We start from the raw sequence: 18,445 nt of genomic DNA on the forward strand, positions 1-18,445 counted from the left end.
GCGCCAATTCACCTTTTATTATTTCCGTTCCGTGTTTTATTGCTTCACGTATCGGGCAATTGTTTAATTCATGTAAAGAACAAATAATAAAATTGTTAAATACAAAATCACTAATTCCCTACAGCATGATAACAACGACAGGCTAATGCCATACGCGGGCAACTGTGCCCAGGAGATCCCATGTTGAGCAACGTAAAGAAAAAAGACATGCCGCTGATAGCCATCAGCCTGGTGGCTATTCTTTTCATCGCCGCCACACTTAGTCTCTTCCCTCAGCAGTCTGCACAAGTTGCAAATACCCTTTTTAACGGCGTTACCCGGATGCTGGGTTCCGCCGTGCAGATCCTCGTTCTGATGGCGATGGGTCTGGTCGTCTGGCTGGCCACCAGCAAATACGGCAACATTCGTCTGGGAGAAGGAAAAGCGGAATACAGCACGCTGTCCTGGCTGTTTATGTTTATTTGTGCCGGACTAGGTTCCTCCACGCTCTACTGGGGCGTTGCTGAGTGGGCCTATTATTACCAGACCCCGGGTCTGAATATCGCTCCGCACTCGCAAAAAGCGCTGGAATACAGCTTACCCTACTCTTTTTTCCATTGGGGAATCAGCGCCTGGGCGACCTATACGCTGGCTTCATTAACCATGGCCTACCACTTTCATGTGCGGAAAAACAAAGGGCTGAGCCTGTCCGGAATAATCGCCGCTATCACCGGCGTGCATCCGCAGGGGGTGTGGGGCCGGCTGGTTGATTTGATGTTCCTGATCGCAACAGTTGGCGCGTTAACCATCTCTCTGGTTGTCACCGCCGCCACCTTTACCCGTGGTTTATCTGCTCTCACGGGTTTACCGGATAACTTCACCGTACAGGCGTTTGTTATCCTGTTCTCTGGCGGCATTTTCTGTCTGAGCTCCTGGATTGGCATCAACAACGGCTTGCAACGTCTGAGCAAAATGGTCGGCTGGGGGGCGTTTTTACTGCCGCTGCTGGTGCTGATTGTCGGCCCGACCGAATTCATCACCAATAACATCATCAACGCCATTGGTCTGACGACACAAAACTTTTTGCAGATGAGCCTGTTCACCGATCCACTTGGCAACGGTGAGTTCACCCGCAACTGGACGGTGTTCTACTGGCTGTGGTGGATCTCCTACACCCCTGGCGTGGCAATGTTTGTCACTCGCGTATCCCGTGGTCGCAAAATCAAAGAGGTTATCTGGGCGTTAATCTTAGGTAGTACCGTTGGCTGCTGGTTCTTCTTTGGCGTGATGGAAAGCTACTCCATTCACCAGTTTGTGAACGGTGTGATCGACGTACCGCAGGTTATGGCCACGTTAGGCGGCGAAACAGCCGTACAGCAAGTGTTGATGTCGTTGCCTGCCGGGAAACTGTTCCTGGTGGCGTATCTGGCGATCATGATTATTTTTCTCGCCTCGCATATGGATGCCGTCGCCTACACCATGGCGGCCACCAGCACGCGTAACCTGCAGGAAGGGGAAGATCCGCAGCGTAGCTTACGTCTGTTCTGGTGCGTGGTCATCACCCTGATCCCCTTATCGATTTTATTCACCGGCGCGTCCCTGGAAACCATGAAGACCACGGTGGTTCTGACCGCACTTCCCTTCCTCGCCATTCTGTTGGTGAAGGTTGGCGGTTTTCTTCGTTGGGTACGGCAGGACTATGCCCACGTTCCTGCGCATCAAATTGAAAGTCATCTTCCCGAAACGCCAGTTAACGCCCCCGTTGCGCCACCGGCCGGGACATTACTCAAAGGCGACAATTAAGCGCCAGTAAAAATCCTCTTACTCACAAATTAAAGGTATTCCAATGAGCAATCTGAGCCCTGAGTTTATTCTGCCGCAAAATTTCTGTGCCAACCCGCAGGACGCCTGGACTATCCCTGCCCGGTTCTATACCGACCATCAGGCCTTCGAGCACGAACAAGAGAAAGTGTTTGCTAAAAGCTGGATTTGCGTCGCCCACAGTAGCGAGCTGGCAAAGCCCAATGATTATGTTACCCGGGAAGTGATTGGCGAGAACATCGTGCTGGTACGGGGTCGCGATAACGTGCTGCGCGCGTTCTACAACGTTTGCCCGCATCGTGGTCATCAGCTGTTGAGCGGCGAAGGGAAAGCGAAAAATGTAATTACCTGCCCTTACCACGCATGGGCGTTCAAACTTGACGGCAATCTGGCGCATGCGCGTAACTGCGAAAATGTCGCCAACTTCGACAGCGAAAAAGCGCACCTTACTCCTGTACGTCTGGAAGAGTATGCCGGATTCGTGTTTATCAACATGGATCCGAACGCGGGCAGCGTGGAAGAACAACTCCCAGGTCTTGCAGACAAAGTTATCGAAGCCTGCCCTGATGTGCATGACCTGAAGCTGGCGGCGCGCTTTACGACCCGAACTCCAGCCAACTGGAAGAATATTGTCGATAACTATCTGGAGTGCTACCACTGCGGCCCGGCTCACCCTGGTTTTTCCGACTCGGTTCAGGTTGATCGTTACTGGCATACTATGCACGGCAACTGGACGCTACAATACGGTTTCGCCAAACCGTCAGAGCAGTCATTTAAGTTCGAAGAAGGTGTTGATGCCGCCTTCCACGGTTTCTGGCTGTGGCCGTGCACCATGCTCAACGTTACGCCAATCAAAGGCATGATGACCGTTATCTATGAATTTCCAGTGGATGCAGAAACTACGCTGCAAAACTATGACATTTACTTCACCAACGAAGAGCTGACCGAAGAGCAGAAACAACTGATCGAATGGTATCGCAACGTCTTTCGTCCTGAAGATTTACGTCTGGTTGAAAGCGTGCAAAAGGGGCTGAAATCGCGCGGGTATCGCGGTCAGGGCCGCATTATGGCGGACACCAGCGGCAGCGGCATCTCCGAACATGGCATTGCCCATTTCCATAATCTGGTCGCGCAGGTGTTTCAGGAATAACCAGGGGCTGTAACGACAGACACCGGCGCGTAGTTGAACCGCGCCGGACAGATTTTTTAGGGAGTGCCGCAATGTCTGATTATCAAATGCAAGAAGTCCGGGTCAGTCGGATTGAGACCATTACCGCGCAGGTAAAACGCTTCACCCTAATGGCGACCTCAGGCCAGCCGTTGCCTGCGTTTCAGGGTGGCAGCCATATCATCGTGCAGATGCGCGATGGCGAGAATCTATACAGCAATGCGTACTCGCTGATGAGTTCACCCTTCGATACCAGCGCCTGGCAAATCGCCGTACGACTGGAAGAGGCATCCAAAGGCGGCTCACGTTATCTGCATCAAAAGGTGAAACCCGGCGACACGCTCACGATCTCCACACCAAACAATCTGTTCGCCCTCGCCCCTCAGGCACAACAACATCTGTTGATTGCCGGAGGTATCGGCATCACACCGTTTTTATCGCAGATCCCGGAGCTGGAACACTCTCAGGCAGAATGGCAGCTACATTATTGCTCTCCCAGTCAGGACAACTGCGCGTTTTATGACGAACTCCTGCAGCACCCCAGCGTCGATCGTATTCATCTGCATCTGTCAAGCGCAGGAACCCGCCTTGATTTATCTCGCCTGCTGGCCGATGTCGAACCCGGCACACATATTTACACCTGCGGGCCAGCAGTGCTCAACGATGCCGTCAGAGAAGCGGCTTCCCTCCATAGACTGGACAGCAATACGCTACATTTCGAACAATTTGCGCTGGAAGATAAAAGCGGCGATGCCTTTACCCTGGTGCTGGCGCGTTCAGGACGCGAGTTTGTGGTCCCGGAAGAGATGACCATTTTGCAGGTTATCGAAAATAACAAAGCCGCGCGCGTTGAGTGCCTGTGCCGGGAAGGCGTGTGCGGCACCTGCGAAACAACGATTCTTGAAGGGGAAGCGGATCACCGCGATCAGTATTTCAGCGACGACGAAAAAGCCAGCCAGCAGAGCATGCTCATTTGCTGCTCTCGCGCCAAAGGTAAGCGCCTGGTGCTTGATTTGTAGCGTTGCGAAGGCCGGGTTAGCAATGGCGCAACCCGGCGAGCCTGGTGACTTACTGCGGATATTCCTGCAGCAGCGCGTTGAGACGATCGGACATCAGTTCGCCACGCCAACCGGAAACCAACTCCGGCAGGGTCTGCTGCGGCTTTAATTTCCAGTGCCAGTTGAGTAGCTGGTTGATTTGACGGCGTGAAGCCAGCAGTTCGACGCTAAGATTATGCTCAGTACTCACCTCGGCAACCAGCGCCTTGATGGCTTTGAACGCTTTGCGGTATCCTGGCATATCCATCAAATTCAGCAGCGGCTGTGGCAGTGATTCTTCCGGTAAAGCCTGCGCTTTTTCTACCAGAGAAATCAGCGTTTTGCCATGGAAGCGAATTTCACTGCCGGAAAGGCCGAGGCTGTCCAGTTCACCCAGACTCCCCGGCATATAACGAGCGACCGACCACAGGTGTTCTTCACGCACCACAAAGTTCACTGCCAGATCGCGCTCACGTGCTTTACGCAGTCGCCAGTCAGCAAGCAGTTGCAAGCAGGCCAACTGACGGGTACGCAGCTGCCAGGCGTTAGTGATATCGCGCCATGCGTCTTCAGGCGCCAGAACCTCCTGGCGACGCTGCTGCATTAAGCGGCACTCGTCCAGTGCGGCTGGCAGCCAGCCGCTGGCTTCAGTTTCGACCATCAGTTTTGTGGTGATCGGTAATAGATACCAGACATCAGCCGCCGCGTACTCACACTGACGCTCGGTCAGCGGTCTGGCCAGCCAGTCGGTGCGGGATTCGCTTTTGTCCAGCGCCACCCCCGTAAACTCTTCCACCATCGCGGCAAACCCCCACGACAGCGGACGACCGCAAAAAGCAGCCAGAATTTGTGTATCAATCAACGGCTGCGGCAGTTCGCCAAAAGCGTTGAGAAACACTTCCAGATCTTCGCTACCCGCATGCAGGAATTTGGTGATGGCAGTATCACGCAGAATATCGCGCAGCGGCGACCAGTCGGTGATCCCCTGCGGATCAATCAGAGCAACGTGTTTGCCATCAAACAGCTGGATCAGCCCCAACTGCGGATAATAGGTACGCGTGCGAACAAATTCTGTATCCAGGGCTATCGCCGGAAATTCACGGACGGCTTCGCACAGCGTGGCCAACGCGTCGTCCGTGGTGATCATTTGATAATTCAAATCGTGCTCTCTTAGGTTTGCGCCAAAAAAAACGCCGGATTACCCGGCGTTTTCTACTGGCTGACTTAACGCTCAGCCTTTATTGTCCACTTTGGCACGCGCTTCGTCACGTAATTCTCGTCGCAAAATTTTACCAACGTTAGATTTCGGCAACTCATCGCGAAACTCCACCAGCTTCGGTACTTTATAGCCCGTCAGGTGACGACGACAGAAAGTGACCAGCGCTTCATCGGTTAACGAGGCATCTTTCTTCACCACGAAAATTTTCACCGCTTCACCGCTGCTGCCGGACGGAACCCCAACCGCAGCCACTTCCTGCACGCCAGGGTGTTGCATAACCACGTCTTCAATTTCATTAGGGTAGACGTTAAAGCCGGACACCAGGATCATATCTTTCTTACGATCGACAATACGCAGAAAGCCTTCGTCATCCATCACCGCAATATCGCCAGTGTGCAACCAGCCGTCTTTGATGATTTCGTCAGTGGCGTCTGGTCGCTGCCAGTAGCCCAGCATCACCTGTGGACCTTTCACACACAGCTCACCCGGTTCTCCCGGTGGCACTTCGTTGTCGTTGTCGTCCACCAGCTTGACCTCAGTGGAGGGAACCGGTAAACCGATACTTCCGCTGTGGTAGTCAATATCGTGAGGGTTAACACTCACCAGCGGGGCGCACTCCGTCAGGCCATAGCCTTCCAGCAGATACTGCCCCGTCAGCTTCACCCAGCGTTCAGCTACCGCTTGTTGAACCGGCATTCCGCCACCTGCCGAGAGATGCAGTGACGAGAAGTCCAGTTGCTGGAACTCTTTGTTATTCAGCAGCGCGTTAAACAGCGTATTGACGCCGGTCATCGCGGTAAACGGATACTTCGCCAGCTCTTTTACCAGCCCCGGAATATCACGCGGGTTAGTAATCAGCAGGTTTTGACCGCCTAGCTCAATAAACAGCAGACAGTTCATCGTTAGCGCAAAAATGTGATACAGCGGTAACGCCGTCACCACCAATTCTTTACCCGGATGCAGCAACGGACCGTAGGTAGCATGAACCTGCTCAAGGTTAGCCAGCATGTTGCGGTGCGTGAGCATCGCGCCTTTCGCCACGCCGGTTGTCCCGCCGGTATATTGCAGGAACGCCAGATCTTCCGACACCACTTCGGGTTTCACATACTGCATGCGGTAACCGTTTTGCAGCGCACTGCGAAACGAGATGGCATCCGGCAGGTTATATTTGGGCACCAGGCGCTTGATGTACTTCACGACAAAGTTAACCAGCGTTCCTTTGGCGGTAGACAGCTGATCGCCCATACGCGTCAGGATCACGTGTTGCACAGACGTTTTGTCGACCACCTTTTCCAGCGTATGAGCAAAGTTAGATACGATGACAATCGCCGACGCGCCGCTATCGTTGAGCTGATGTTCCAGCTCGCGAGGCGTGTAAAGCGGGTTAACGTTCACGACGATCATGCCGGCACGTAAAATCCCAAACAGTGCGACCGGATATTGCAGCAGGTTCGGCATCATCAGCGCGACGCGATCGCCCTTTTTCAGCCCCAGGCCTTGTTGTAAATAGGCCGCAAATGCCCGGCTCCGCTCTTCAAGCTTGCGGAAGGTCATCACCTCCCCCATGTTTACAAACGCGGGCTGATCGGCATACCGTCTTACTGAGTGTTCAAAGAGTTCCACCAGGGATTGATAACGGTCAGGATTGATCTCCGCAGGAACACCAGCGGGATAACGGTTAAGCCAAACCTTTTTCAATACATCACCTCTAAAATGCGTATTCGTCGTCATCACAACCCCAGGCAATAAACAAACTGTTAACATAATATTAACTCAGCGTACCAGTTTGTTTATTACACAACGACAAGGTTGCGAAGCACGTCACTATTTATTTTTCTTATATCCACGTTAATGCAGAAACAGCGGACGAGCCGCTGTTTCTTTTACCAATAAAACAAAGAGTTACTCTGTTACTATGGTCTGAACCTGTGCCGGGCCGGGATTGTACCAGCCCCATCCGCCGTAGCCACCGTAAGGCCTGCCACGCGCACCGTAGAACCATGGGTCGATAGGCTGAGGCGGCATGACAATCTGCTGAGTAATATGCCAGCGTTTATAACCGGTTACCTGCATCAACATGAATTTATACGGCGTATTACCGATTTTTCCGTCCACCGTACCGCTAATCGGACCGACGACGGTGACCAGTTGCCCGCGAAAATCCACCGGGTCGAGGAAGCCATTTACATCAGCATATATCCGCCCGCGAGAGGCTTCACCCAGCACTGGACGCGCACCACTATCGAGCGGAACGGTGGCAATTTCCAGACGGGATTTTCCCTGCTGGTTCTGAATATCCACCACTTTGCCGCCGAAACGCGCCTCCTGTCCGACATACAGCTGCGGCGCATTCATCACCCGCACCAGATCCTGCTGCGGCGTCGGGCTCGAACCTTTAATCGCATCCGGAATGGTGACGCAGCCGCTAAGCATTAACGCTAAGGCCCCCGCCAACACACCCTTTATTAACTGCTTTTGCACCGCCATATTGTGACTCCCTTTTCTTAGCTTCTGCCCCGGCCTGTTCACAATGCTGTTCACTGACGACTGTAGGTCTTAGCCGGGGTTCTACTACTAAGATTCATTCTTTACCGGGAAGTTTCTTCCACGCCACGGTGTTACGTAAATAAACCGGCTCAGCGTGTTCGACCGCTACGGTCTCACCCGCAGCCAGCATTTGCGTGGCGACGGGCAGCATGTCTTCAGCCGCTGGAAGCAGCACGTCACCATCGCTGAACGTCAGACCGCTGTCTTTACCAAGCTCAGGCCATGCCGGCCACCCCGTCCCGACCGTCACCCAGTCGCCAGAAAGCTGCAATAAACGCTCATGTACCTGCTCGGGGGTTAACACCGCTTCGGTTTCTTCACCGTGCCAGTTACCGTTGTCATCACGCTGATATTCGGCCCAGTAGACTTCGCCCATTCGCGCGTCAATCGCCGCCAGTACGCGAGTCGCGCCCGACTTACGCCAGGCGCCCTGCGCCATGGTCGCCAGGGTGGAGACGCCGATCATCGGTAAGTTTGCGCCTAACGCCAGCCCCTGAGCAATGCCAATACCGATACGCACGCCGGTGAAACTGCCGGGACCGCGACCAAACGCCAGGGCGTCGATATCGGTTAACGTGAGATCGCCAGCGGCCAGGATTTCCTGAACCATCGGTAAAATTCGTTGGGTGTGTTCTCGTGGGCAAAGCTCAAAGTGAGCCTTGATAGTACCGTCATTCCACAGGGCAACAGAGCACGCCTCTGTGGCGGTATCGATAGCCAGAATTCGCATGGGTGTTTGTGATCAGATCAATAAATTTGGCGCGCATCTTACCACACTCCGTAACAAATTACTCAGCCGTTGGTATGGCAAGAAAGCGAACCGCGCGAGCGATGTCACGCGTCCGTGGAGCAGGTGGAAGACTCGCCAGGAAGGTGGCGCCGTATGGCCGCATAACCAGACGATTGTCGCAAATCACCAGCACGCCGCGATCGTCAGCATCACGTATCAGACGCCCTACCCCCTGCTTCAGTGTGATTACCGCATCCGGCAACTGGACGTCTTCAAACGGATCGCCGCCGCGCAGTCGACAATCCTCCATTCGGGCTTTTAACAGCGGGTCGTCCGGCGAGGTAAACGGCAGTTTATCGATTATCACCAGCGACAGCGTATCGCCGCGCACGTCCACGCCCTCCCAGAAGCTGCTGGTGGCAACCAATAGCGCATTACCTGCGCTGACAAACTGCTGTAGCAGTTGTCCTTTGCTGGTTTCGCCCTGCAGCAGTACGGGAAGCGTCATAGTAGCGCGGAAATGTTCCGCCAGATCGCGCATCATCGCGTGCGAAGTGCACAGCATAAAACAGCGACCGTTGTTCGCTTCGATAATAGGTTGCAGCATGGATGCTAACTGGCGTGCAGCCCCCGGCTGGTTGGTTTGCGGGAGATTACGCGGCACGCACAGCAGCGCCTGGCGCGTGTAATCAAAAGGGCTCGGCAGCAGCATCGACTCGGCATCTTCAATACCCAGTCGTGCGGTGAAATGATGAAGGTCATCGTTTACCGACAGCGTCGCGGAAGTAAAAATCCAGCAGCCCGGCTTTTGTTCCATCACTTCTTTGAATTTATCCGCCACCGTAAGCGGCGTCAGCGCGAGGGTGAAATGGCGGGAGGTGCATTCATACCAGTAGCTGAAGCCTGGCTGGTTGATCTCTTTCAGGCGCTTCAGACGCGCACGATAAAGCGTGGCGCGCTCAAACGCGGCATCCAGCAACGCCGAACGCCCGAGGGACAGCTTCGCCACGTCATAACACAGCTCCAGCGTGTCATCGAGCAGCAAAAACGCGCGCTGTACGCGCTGGTCGGCCAGCAGTTCCCGCAGGTTTCCGCGATAACCCGGCTCACCAAGCTGCAAGCGGAAGTCCTGAGCACTTTGTGCAAGGCGATCGGCGCACTTTTGCAACTGCTGAGTGTCTTTCAGCTCGGTGCGATAGGCAATGGTGATGTCTTTCGCCAGGTCTAACAGCTGGCGACTGGAGAGTGATTGACCAAAGTACTGGCTGGCGATATCCGGTAACTGATGCGCTTCATCGAAGATCATCACATCAGCTTCCGGGATCAGTTCGCCAAACCCGCTCTCTTTTACCACCATATCGGCGAGAAACAGATGATGGTTAACCACGACAACATCCGCATCCATCGCTTTTTTACGCGCTTTAACGACAAAACACTCTTTATACAGCGGGCAGTCGCTGCCCAGACAGTTGTCATTAGTGCTGGTCACCAGCGGCCAGGCCTGCGAGTCTTCCGCCACGCTGACGCAGGTGCTGATGTCCCCATCAAGGGTTTGATTTGACCAGGAGCGCAGCAGAATGACGTCGCTTAACGTTTGTACCGGCAAGTCGCCACCCGCCAGCGCCTGCTGTTCGAGACGTTCGAGGCACAGATAGTTTGAACGCCCTTTCAGCAGCGCCAGTTTACCGGTGAACTTCAGTGCTTTAGCGACAGTCGGGAGGTCGCGGCTGTATAGCTGATCCTGCAACGCCTTCGAGCCCGTGGAGACAATGACCTTCTTTCCGGCACGCAGCGCTGGAGCAAGATAAGCGTAGGTTTTACCCGTTCCGGTTCCGGCTTCTACCACCAGCGGTTGTGATTTTTCGATGGCATGACTGACGGCGATGGCCATCTGCCGCTGTGGTTCTCGCGGTTTAAAACCCGGTATCGCTTTAGCCAACTGACCGTCTGCTGCAAAATCGTCCGTCACACTGCCCCCTGTTCATTTGAACAGGGATTATGTCAGGCCAGCGGGTCTTTCGCCAGTTGAAGAGGTGACGTGGGCACAACATTATGGCAGTCTTGGCGCAACCCAAAGCTATTATGAAAAAACGTAAACGAGGAATGATTTATGACGATTGTGCGCATTGATGCCGAAGCGCGTTGGTCCGACGTGGTAATCCACAACAACACGCTGTATTACACCGGCGTGCCGGAAAATCTGGATGCAGACGCCTTTGAGCAGACGGCAAATACGCTGGCGCAAATTGATGCGGTGCTGGAAAAACAAGGCAGCAACAAGTCACGTATTCTTGATGCCACCCTGTTTTTGGCAGACAAAAACGATTTTGCCGCCATGAACAAAGCCTGGGACGCGTGGGTCGTTGCTGGCCACGCGCCGGTACGTTGTACCGTTCAGGCCGGATTGATGAACCCGAAATACAAAGTTGAGATTAAGATAATCGCTGCAGTTTAAGCGGCGTTATTCGTCTTCATCTTCAAAACGCGCCACGATCCGCTCGCCGGTATGACTGGCGCGTAACTCTTCAGCAACCAGAGCAATGGCTTGTCCGCTGCTCATCCCCTGCGACATCAGCTCCTGAATACGTTCTACCGCTTTTTGCTGCTGCTCATGACTGAGTGAAGGTAAACCTGCAAACATTGTTAACTCCTGCTAAATTGTCTGCGCTAATTATTTCATGCTACCGGGCAGTTAGCCAGTAGAGTAGCAACGAGTCAGGACTGATGAAGACGTTATCTCCCGCAGTAATCACATTACCCTGGCGTCAGGACGCCGCTGAACGCTATTTTTCGACATTAAGCCATCTGCCCTGGGCGATGCTGTTGCATTCAGGTCAAGCCGACCATCCGCATAACCGCTTTGATATTCTGGTGGCGGACCCCGTCACCACGTTGGTTACACGTGCTGAAGAGACCGTAGTGCAGAACGGGCACGCAATCACGCGCTCGCTTGATGATCCAATGACGGTATTACATTCCGCGCTAGCTGCACACAAGATTCACCCCGAGTATCACCCGGATCTGCCGTTTCAGGGCGGCGCGTTAGGTCTGTTTGGCTACGACCTTGGCCGACGCTTTGAATCTCTGCCGACTATTGCTGAGCGCGATATTACGCTACCGGATATGGCCGTTGGCATTTACGACTGGGCGCTGATTGTCGATCACCAGTTGCAGACCGTATCGCTGCTCAGCCATAACGATGTCGAGGCTCGCCTGAAGTGGCTCGATGCGCAACAACCGCCAACGCGTGAGCCGTTTACATTGACCTCGGCGTGGCAGTCCAATATGAGCCGCGCCCGGTACGGCGAAAAATTCCGCCAGGTACAGGGCTATCTGCACAGCGGCGATTGTTACCAGGTCAACCTCGCGCAGCGTTTTCAAGCGCATTACGAGGGGGATGAGTGGCAGGCATTCGTCAAACTCAATCACGCTAACCGCGCCCCGTTCAGCGCGTTTATTCGTCTTGAGGAAGGCGTTATCCTCAGTCTTTCGCCGGAACGTTTTATTCTGCTGGAGAATCAGCATATCCAGACGCGTCCTATTAAAGGTACGTTGCCCAGGCTTGAAGATGCCGATGCCGATCGTGAGCAGGCCCGGCGGCTGGCGAATTCGCCGAAGGATCGTGCGGAGAACCTGATGATCGTCGATTTGATGCGTAATGATATTGGCCGCGTTGCCGTACCGGGTTCGGTACAGGTTCCGGAGCTGTTTGTCGTCGAACCGTTCCCTGCCGTTCATCATTTAGTCAGCACCATTACCGCTCGTCTGCCAGAGTCGTTGCACGCCACCGATCTGCTGCGCGCCGCCTTCCCCGGCGGCTCTATTACCGGCGCACCGAAAGTGCGGGCGATGGAAATTATTGACGAACTGGAGCCGCACAGACGTAATGCCTGGTGCGGTAGCATTGGCTATCTGAGTTTTTGCGGCAATATGGATACCAGTATCACCATTCGCACGCTGACGGCCACAAACGGACAAATTTATTGTTCCGCTGGCGGCGGCATAGTGGCGGACAGTCAGGAAGACGCTGAATATCAGGAAACATTTGATAAAGTGAATCGTATTTTGCACCAACTGGAGAACTGAGACGTGGAATACAGCAGCCTGACGCTTGATGATTTCTTATCGCGCTTTCAACTCCTGCGCCCGCAGGTCAATCATGCCGCGTTAAACCAGCGCCAGGCCGCCGTACTGATCCCCGTCGTACGCCGTGCGCAGCCGGGGTTGCTGTTAACTCAGCGATCCGTTCATCTACGCAAGCACGCCGGACAGGTCGCCTTTCCCGGCGGCGCGGTGGATAGCAGCGATGCCTCGTTAATTGCCGCCGCCCTTCGCGAAGCAGAGGAAGAAGTGGCAATTCCTCCTTCATGCGTTGAAGTGATCGGTGTTCTGCCGCCGGTCGACAGCGTTACCGGATTCCAGGTCACCCCGGTGGTAGGTATTATCCCGCCAAATTTGCCGTATCGCGCAAGTGAAGACGAAGTCTCCGCCGTGTTCGAAATGCCGCTGGCGCAGGCCCTGCATTTAGGTCGTTATCACCCTCTGGATATCTACCGCCGCGGCAATTCACATCGTGTATGGCTTTCCTGGTATGAGCAATATTTCGTCTGGGGAATGACCGCCGGAATAATTCGTGAGCTGGCGCTGCAAATTGGCGTCAAGCCCTGACTATACTTATCTTTACGTGCGCCATAGACAACTTGAAACTCAGGTCACAACATTAGTAAAACCGCGGTTATCTATTAGTTTAATTCATGTGAATAGTTAAGCCGATCGCCGCGTTCCCTCTTACACTATGCGCAGTTATAACATCGTTACTGGAAAGCCCAGTCGCCCTGTAGGAGTATTATCGTGATTAGTCTATTCGACATGTTTAAGGTGGGGATTGGTCCCTCATCTTCCCATACCGTAGGGCCTATGAAGGCGGGTAAACAGTTCGTCGATGACCTGGTCGAAAAAGGATTACTGGACAGCGTTACTCGTGTCGCCGTCGACGTGTATGGTTCACTGTCGCTCACGGGTAAAGGTCACCACACCGATATCGCCATTATTATGGGTCTGGCGGGCAATGAGCCTGCTACCGTGGATATTGATAGCATCCCGGGATTTATCCGCGACGTAGAAACGCGTGGACGCCTGCTGCTTGCGCAGGGTCAGCACGAAGTGGATTTCCCGCAGAATGACGGGATGCGTTTTCACAACGGCAACCTGCCGCTGCATGAAAACGGAATGCAGATCCATGCGTACAATGGCGAAACCGTCATTTATAGCAAAACCTACTACTCAATCGGCGGTGGATTCATCGTTGATGAAGAACATTTTGGTCAGGATGCCGCGGGCGAGGTCAGCGTGCCTTATCCGTTCAAATCCGCGACTGAAATGCTGGAGTACTGCAACAGCACCGGCCTGTCTCTCTCTGGCATGGCTATGCAGAACGAACTTGCTCTGCACAGCAAAAAAGAGATTGAAGAGTACTTTGGCCACGTCTGGCAAACCATGCAGGCCTGTATCGATCGTGGCATGAACACCGAAGGTGTGTTGCCGGGTCCGCTGCGCGTTCCTCGTCGTGCTTCAGCTCTGCGCCGTATGCTGGTTTCCAGCGATAAGCTGTCCAACGATCCGATGAACGTGATCGACTGGGTTAACATGTTCGCGCTGGCCGTTAACGAAGAAAACGCCGCAGGCGGTCGCGTAGTGACAGCGCCAACCAACGGTGCCTGCGGCATCGTGCCTGCGGTACTGGCCTATTACGATCATTTCATCGAGTCCGTCAGCCCGGATATCTATACCCGCTATTTCCTGGCGGCTGGTGCGATTGGCGCGTTGTACAAAATGAACGCCTCAATCTCTGGTGCAGAAGTAGGTTGTCAGGGTGAGGTGGGCGTAGCCTGCTCCATGGCTGCCGCGGGTCTGGCTGAACTGTTGGGCGCGAGCCCTGAGCAGGTGTGTGTTGCTGCCGAAATCGGCATGGAACATAACCTCGGCTTAACCTGCGATCCGGTTGCCGGTCAGGTACAGGTTCCGTGCATTGAGCGTAACGCCATTGCTTCAGTGAAGGCGATCAACGCTGCGCGTATGGCAATGCGCCGTACCAGCGCGCCGCGCGTCTCGCTGGATAAAGTCATTGAGACCATGTACGAAACAGGTAAAGACATGAACGCCAAATACCGCGAAACGTCACGCGGTGGCCTGGCAATCAAAGTTCAATGTGACTAATACTTAATTTTCGCCCATCTGCGACGGATGGGCGAATTTGCCCCCTCTCCCTCGTCTACTGTAATTTTCCCCACTACACTTGCTCTGTTGCTGTTGGCTTCTGTGACCAACGGCTTATCGGGCGGCCCGCATGCAAACAGCACAACGGATCATTAAAAATTATCGCCGGAATCGCTTAATCGTCTGCACAGTATGTGCACTACTGACGCTCATCCTCACATTAACTGTCCGATTTATTTCGGAGCGTAATTTAAATCACCGAAATATCGTCACCTTTGCCAACCATGCTGTAGAAGAACTGGATGACGTGCTTTTACCCTTGCAGACCGGACGTGATGTATTGCTGCCGTTAATTGGCCTCCCCTGCTCAGTGGCGCGTTTACCCTTAAGCAAACATGCCGCAAGACTGCAAACGGTGCGTTCTATTAATCTGATTCAAAGCGGGATCCTCTATTGCTCCAGCATTTTTGGGTATCGCAATGTCCCCATTCGTCAACTACAGCCCGAATTACCCAGCCGGGAACCGCAACTGCTGCTGTCTACTGACCATTCGCTGATTAAAGGGAGTCCGATTCTGACGCAGTGGTACCCGTCCTCTGCTGATGGTGAAGATGGCGTGCTGGAAATCGTCAATATTGATTTATTGTCGTCTATGTTGCTTGAACCGCAGCCGCCGCAGATCACCGATGCCAGCTTAACCGTTGGTAATCGGCATCTACTGTATGATCAAGGTGTGGTCGATACTCTGCCTAAGCTAAATGATGAAAAACGCTACCAGCTGTCATCTCAACATTTCCCGTTTACCATTAGCGTCACCGGCCCCGGTCCCAGTGAACTGGCGATTAAACATCTGCCAACACAGCTGCCGCTGGCGGTGATCCTAAGTTTATTAGTGGGTTACCTGGCATGGCTGGCGACCGCCAGCAGAATGAGTTTTTCCTGGGAGATTAATCTGGCCCTTGCTGCTCGGGAATTCGAGCTATTTTGCCAGCCGCTGCTTAATGCGCAAACCCAGCAATGCATGGGCGTGGAGATTCTTCTACGCTGGAATAACCCACGCCAGGGTTGGATCTCTCCGGAAGTGTTTATTCCCATCGCTGAGGAGCACAACCTGATTGTGCCGCTAACCCGTCATGTCATCGCAGAAACCATTCAGCAAAGACACGTTTTCCCGATGAGCAGTCAGTTTCATATTGGGATTAATGTCGCCGCCAGCCATTTTCGTAACGGCACGCTGCTAAAAGATCTTAATCAGTACTGGTTCAGCCAGCACCCAATCCAGCAGTTGGTTATCGAACTGACCGAACGCGATGCGTTACTGGATGTGGATTATCGGGTCGTACGCGAATTAAATCGGCTTGGCGTAAAACTGGCGATTGATGATTTCGGTACCGGTAACAGCTCGCTCTCCTGGCTGGAAAAACTCCGCCCGGATGTGCTGAAGATCGATAAATCATTTACTTCGGCCATAGGAACAGACGCCGTGAACTCAACCGTCACAGACATCATTATCGCTTTGGGGAAAAAATTGAATATAGAACTGGTGGCGGAAGGCGTTGAAACCCAGGCGCAGGCTCAGCATTTGCGCCGACACGGCGTACATTTGTTGCAAGGTTTTTTGTACGCAAAGCCAATGCCGCTGCGTGATTTCCCAAAATGGCTGGCGGGCAGCACGCCGCCGCCCACCCGACATAACGGGCGACACAGTATGCCCGTCATGCCGTTTCGCTAAACCCGGTTACTCGTCTTCGTCGTGAGCGGGTTGTTCTTTAACAATGCGAACTAAATCCACACGATAGTCATTCGCTTCGACAATCGTAATGCTCAGCGGTGCGACTTCGATAACATCACCTACACGTGGAATATGGCCGTTAGCCGCAATGACTAAACCTGCCACCGTGGCGATGTCTTCGTCTTCATTCACTAACGTATCCACGTCCAGCGCCTGTTGCAACGCATGCAGATCGGTACCGCCTTTGACCAACCAACCACCTGCATCAGCAATAATTTCAGGTGTTTCATCGGCATCAGGGAATTCACCGGCAATGGCTTCTAATACGTCCAGCGGCGTGACCAGACCCTGTACTACGCCAAACTCGTTAGTGACGATAACGAAGCTACCGCGGGCACGACGCAGTACGCCTAACAGATTGATCGGGTCCAGCGTCTCCGGAACAACAATAGCCGGAGAAGCAGAGGCAATCGCCGCCACATCCACACCGTCTTCCAGCGCCACCAGCAGCTCTTTAGCACGCACGATACCGATGATCTCATCCAGTTCGCCACGACACACCGGGAACAGGCTGTGAGGTGAAGAGAGCAACTGCTCGCGAATTTCCGCCACGCTCAGGTCGGCATCAACCCAGCTGATTTCACCACGTGGCGTCATAATGCCGCGTAACGAACGCGACGCCAGGGAGAGGACGCCGTTGATCATATAGCGTTCTTCTTCCACAAACGCGCCTTCCGGGACAGGAACCGGCACCGGGTTATCGGATTCCATCTGCACGCTGGCCTGACGTTTACCGCCCATCAGACGCAGGATTGCATCGGCAGTACGTGCACGCAGCGGCAGCGTCGACTGGTGGCGAATAAAATTACGACGGGCAATCTGGTTAAACAGCTCGATGATGATCGAGAAACCAATCGCCGCATACAGATAACCTTTCGGAATATGGAAGCCAAACCCTTCGGCAACCAGGCTCAGACCAATCATCAACAGGAAGCTCAGACACAGCACCACCACCGTCGGGTGTTGGTTCACAAATCGTGTCAGCGGCTTAGAGGCCAGCAGCATCACGGCCATGGCAATCACTACTGCCGCCATCATCACTGGCAGATGGTTGACCATGCCGACCGCCGTAATCACGGCATCCAGCGAGAACACCGCATCGAGGATGACAATCTGCGTTACGACAACCCAAAAGCTCGCATACCCTTTCGTCTGCCCGGTATCATGTTCACGGTTTTCCAGCCGCTCATGCAACTCTGTCGTAGCCTTGAACAAGAGGAAGATACCCCCCAGCAGCATAATCAGATCGCGCCCCGAGAACGCATAGTCCATTACCGTGAACAGCGGCTTTGTCAGCGTCACCATCCACGAAATCACGGACAACAAGCCCAGACGCATAATCAGTGCCAGTGACAAACCGATTAAACGCGCTTTATCACGCTGTTTCGGCGGCAGCTTATCAGCCAGGATCGCAATGAAGACCAGGTTATCAATACCCAGAACAATTTCGAGAACGACAAGCGTGAGCAAACCCACCCAAATCTGCGGGTCCATTAATAATTCCATGACAAGCTCCTGCTTAAGGAATGACCAAACTGCGCGCTGAGGATCTCAGGCGTTAAAGCGATATGCAGAGAAAATTTGTGGCAAAAAGTGCCAATCTGACAGGCTTGATACGGCCTGAAGGTGAAATGACGTCGGTGACGATCCATATGGTGGGCTACTGCCCTATACTCCTGAGTAATTAAACAGATGCTAAACATAACAGAGAGAAGCTGTTTTTAGCAAAGATTTACCTTCCTTTGCAATAAGTTGTTTCGGAGATATTTTACCCTTCGAAATTTCTTTTTATCGGAAGTTAAATTACGGATCTTCATCACATAAAATATTTTTTTCGATATCTAAAATAATTCACGAAAATCATAGGTTTTTCTTTGTAACCCTTATCTGAATCGATTCGATTGCGGACGACGATTCAAATACATCTTCACGTTGA

General features: G+C 53.4%; 16 protein-coding genes. 8 read left to right on the plus strand and 8 right to left on the minus strand.

Going from position 1 to position 18,445, the window contains the following annotated elements; all coding sequences use genetic code 11:
• Positions 1-180: 180 nt before the first annotated feature.
• The 3 genes from OGX89_RS04800 to OGX89_RS04810 all read left to right on the plus strand — a co-directional run bounded on the left by OGX89_RS04800 (position 181) and on the right by OGX89_RS04810 (position 3,987).
• A complete protein-coding gene (locus tag OGX89_RS04800; protein ID WP_003833745.1) occupies positions 181-1,782 on the plus strand; it encodes a BCCT family transporter in 1,602 nt (533 codons plus the stop codon).
• Between the two features lie 43 nt (positions 1,783-1,825).
• Positions 1,826-2,950: a carnitine monooxygenase, oxygenase subunit YeaW gene (yeaW, locus tag OGX89_RS04805; protein WP_003833746.1), complete on the plus strand. Its 1,125-nt coding sequence runs from the start codon at positions 1,826-1,828 to the stop codon at positions 2,948-2,950.
• A gap of 71 nt (positions 2,951-3,021) precedes the next feature.
• On the plus strand, positions 3,022-3,987 hold the full coding sequence (locus OGX89_RS04810; RefSeq protein ID WP_126957299.1) for a PDR/VanB family oxidoreductase: 966 nt from the start codon (positions 3,022-3,024) through the stop codon (positions 3,985-3,987).
• 49 nt (positions 3,988-4,036) lie between these two features.
• Here OGX89_RS04810 and rnd read toward each other — a convergent pair whose 3' ends face one another.
• The 5 genes from rnd to yoaA all read right to left on the minus strand — a co-directional run bounded on the left by rnd (position 4,037) and on the right by yoaA (position 10,470).
• Positions 4,037-5,152 carry a ribonuclease D gene (gene rnd / locus OGX89_RS04815; RefSeq protein WP_003833751.1) on the minus strand — a complete coding sequence of 372 codons (1,116 nt, stop codon included), beginning with the start codon at positions 5,150-5,152 and terminating at the stop codon, positions 4,037-4,039.
• A gap of 84 nt (positions 5,153-5,236) precedes the next feature.
• A complete protein-coding gene (gene fadD, locus OGX89_RS04820) occupies positions 5,237-6,922 on the minus strand; it encodes a long-chain-fatty-acid--CoA ligase FadD (protein WP_126317858.1) in 1,686 nt (561 codons plus the stop codon).
• A gap of 204 nt (positions 6,923-7,126) precedes the next feature.
• Positions 7,127-7,711 carry a Slp family lipoprotein gene (locus tag OGX89_RS04825; RefSeq protein ID WP_126957301.1) on the minus strand — a complete coding sequence of 195 codons (585 nt, stop codon included), beginning with the start codon at positions 7,709-7,711 and terminating at the stop codon, positions 7,127-7,129.
• Between the two features lie 94 nt (positions 7,712-7,805).
• On the minus strand, positions 7,806-8,501 hold the full coding sequence (tsaB, locus tag OGX89_RS04830; protein ID WP_003833757.1) for a tRNA (adenosine(37)-N6)-threonylcarbamoyltransferase complex dimerization subunit type 1 TsaB: 696 nt from the start codon (positions 8,499-8,501) through the stop codon (positions 7,806-7,808).
• 58 nt (positions 8,502-8,559) lie between these two features.
• Positions 8,560-10,470: a DNA repair helicase YoaA gene (yoaA, locus tag OGX89_RS04835; RefSeq protein ID WP_126957303.1), complete on the minus strand. Its 1,911-nt coding sequence runs from the start codon at positions 10,468-10,470 to the stop codon at positions 8,560-8,562.
• Between the two features lie 141 nt (positions 10,471-10,611).
• Here yoaA and OGX89_RS04840 point away from each other — a divergent pair, with 141 nt between their 5' ends.
• Positions 10,612-10,956, plus strand: a complete 345-nt coding sequence (locus OGX89_RS04840) for a RidA family protein (RefSeq protein WP_003020984.1) — start codon at positions 10,612-10,614, stop codon at positions 10,954-10,956.
• 6 nt (positions 10,957-10,962) lie between these two features.
• Here the strand turns inward: OGX89_RS04840 and OGX89_RS04845 are convergent, their stop codons facing one another.
• Positions 10,963-11,142: a YoaH family protein gene (locus OGX89_RS04845; protein ID WP_003020986.1), complete on the minus strand. Its 180-nt coding sequence runs from the start codon at positions 11,140-11,142 to the stop codon at positions 10,963-10,965.
• Between the two features lie 83 nt (positions 11,143-11,225).
• Here OGX89_RS04845 and pabB point away from each other — a divergent pair, with 83 nt between their 5' ends.
• The 4 genes from pabB to pdeD all read left to right on the plus strand — a co-directional run bounded on the left by pabB (position 11,226) and on the right by pdeD (position 16,449).
• Complete coding sequence (gene pabB / locus OGX89_RS04850) at positions 11,226-12,587, plus strand: aminodeoxychorismate synthase component 1 (protein WP_185879295.1); 1,362 nt, start codon at positions 11,226-11,228, stop codon at positions 12,585-12,587.
• A 3-nt stretch (positions 12,588-12,590) separates the two neighbouring features.
• A complete protein-coding gene (locus OGX89_RS04855; RefSeq protein ID WP_126957307.1) occupies positions 12,591-13,169 on the plus strand; it encodes a CoA pyrophosphatase in 579 nt (192 codons plus the stop codon).
• Positions 13,170-13,352: 183 nt separating this feature from the next.
• Entirely contained in the window at positions 13,353-14,717 is a 1,365-nt protein-coding gene (sdaA, locus tag OGX89_RS04860) for an L-serine ammonia-lyase (RefSeq protein ID WP_003833765.1), read from the plus strand.
• 130 nt (positions 14,718-14,847) lie between these two features.
• Positions 14,848-16,449 (plus strand): cyclic di-3',5'-guanosine monophosphate phosphodiesterase PdeD, encoded by a 1,602-nt coding sequence (pdeD, locus tag OGX89_RS04865; protein ID WP_008785025.1) that lies wholly within the window; start codon positions 14,848-14,850, stop codon positions 16,447-16,449.
• A 6-nt stretch (positions 16,450-16,455) separates the two neighbouring features.
• On the opposite strand, the gene yoaE is transcribed toward pdeD, so the two are convergent.
• On the minus strand, positions 16,456-18,015 hold the full coding sequence (gene yoaE / locus OGX89_RS04870; protein WP_008785026.1) for a CNNM family cation transport protein YoaE: 1,560 nt from the start codon (positions 18,013-18,015) through the stop codon (positions 16,456-16,458).
• Positions 18,003-18,212: a protein YoaL gene (locus OGX89_RS23825; protein ID WP_008785027.1), complete on the minus strand. Its 210-nt coding sequence runs from the start codon at positions 18,210-18,212 to the stop codon at positions 18,003-18,005. The genes yoaE and OGX89_RS23825 overlap by 13 nt, the downstream gene beginning before the upstream one ends.
• Between the last annotated feature and the right edge of the window lie 233 nt (positions 18,213-18,445).

The organism is Citrobacter sp. Cpo103 (genome assembly GCF_030332605.1).
In the GTDB taxonomy this organism is placed as follows: Bacteria; Pseudomonadota; Gammaproteobacteria; order Enterobacterales; family Enterobacteriaceae; genus Citrobacter; species Citrobacter portucalensis.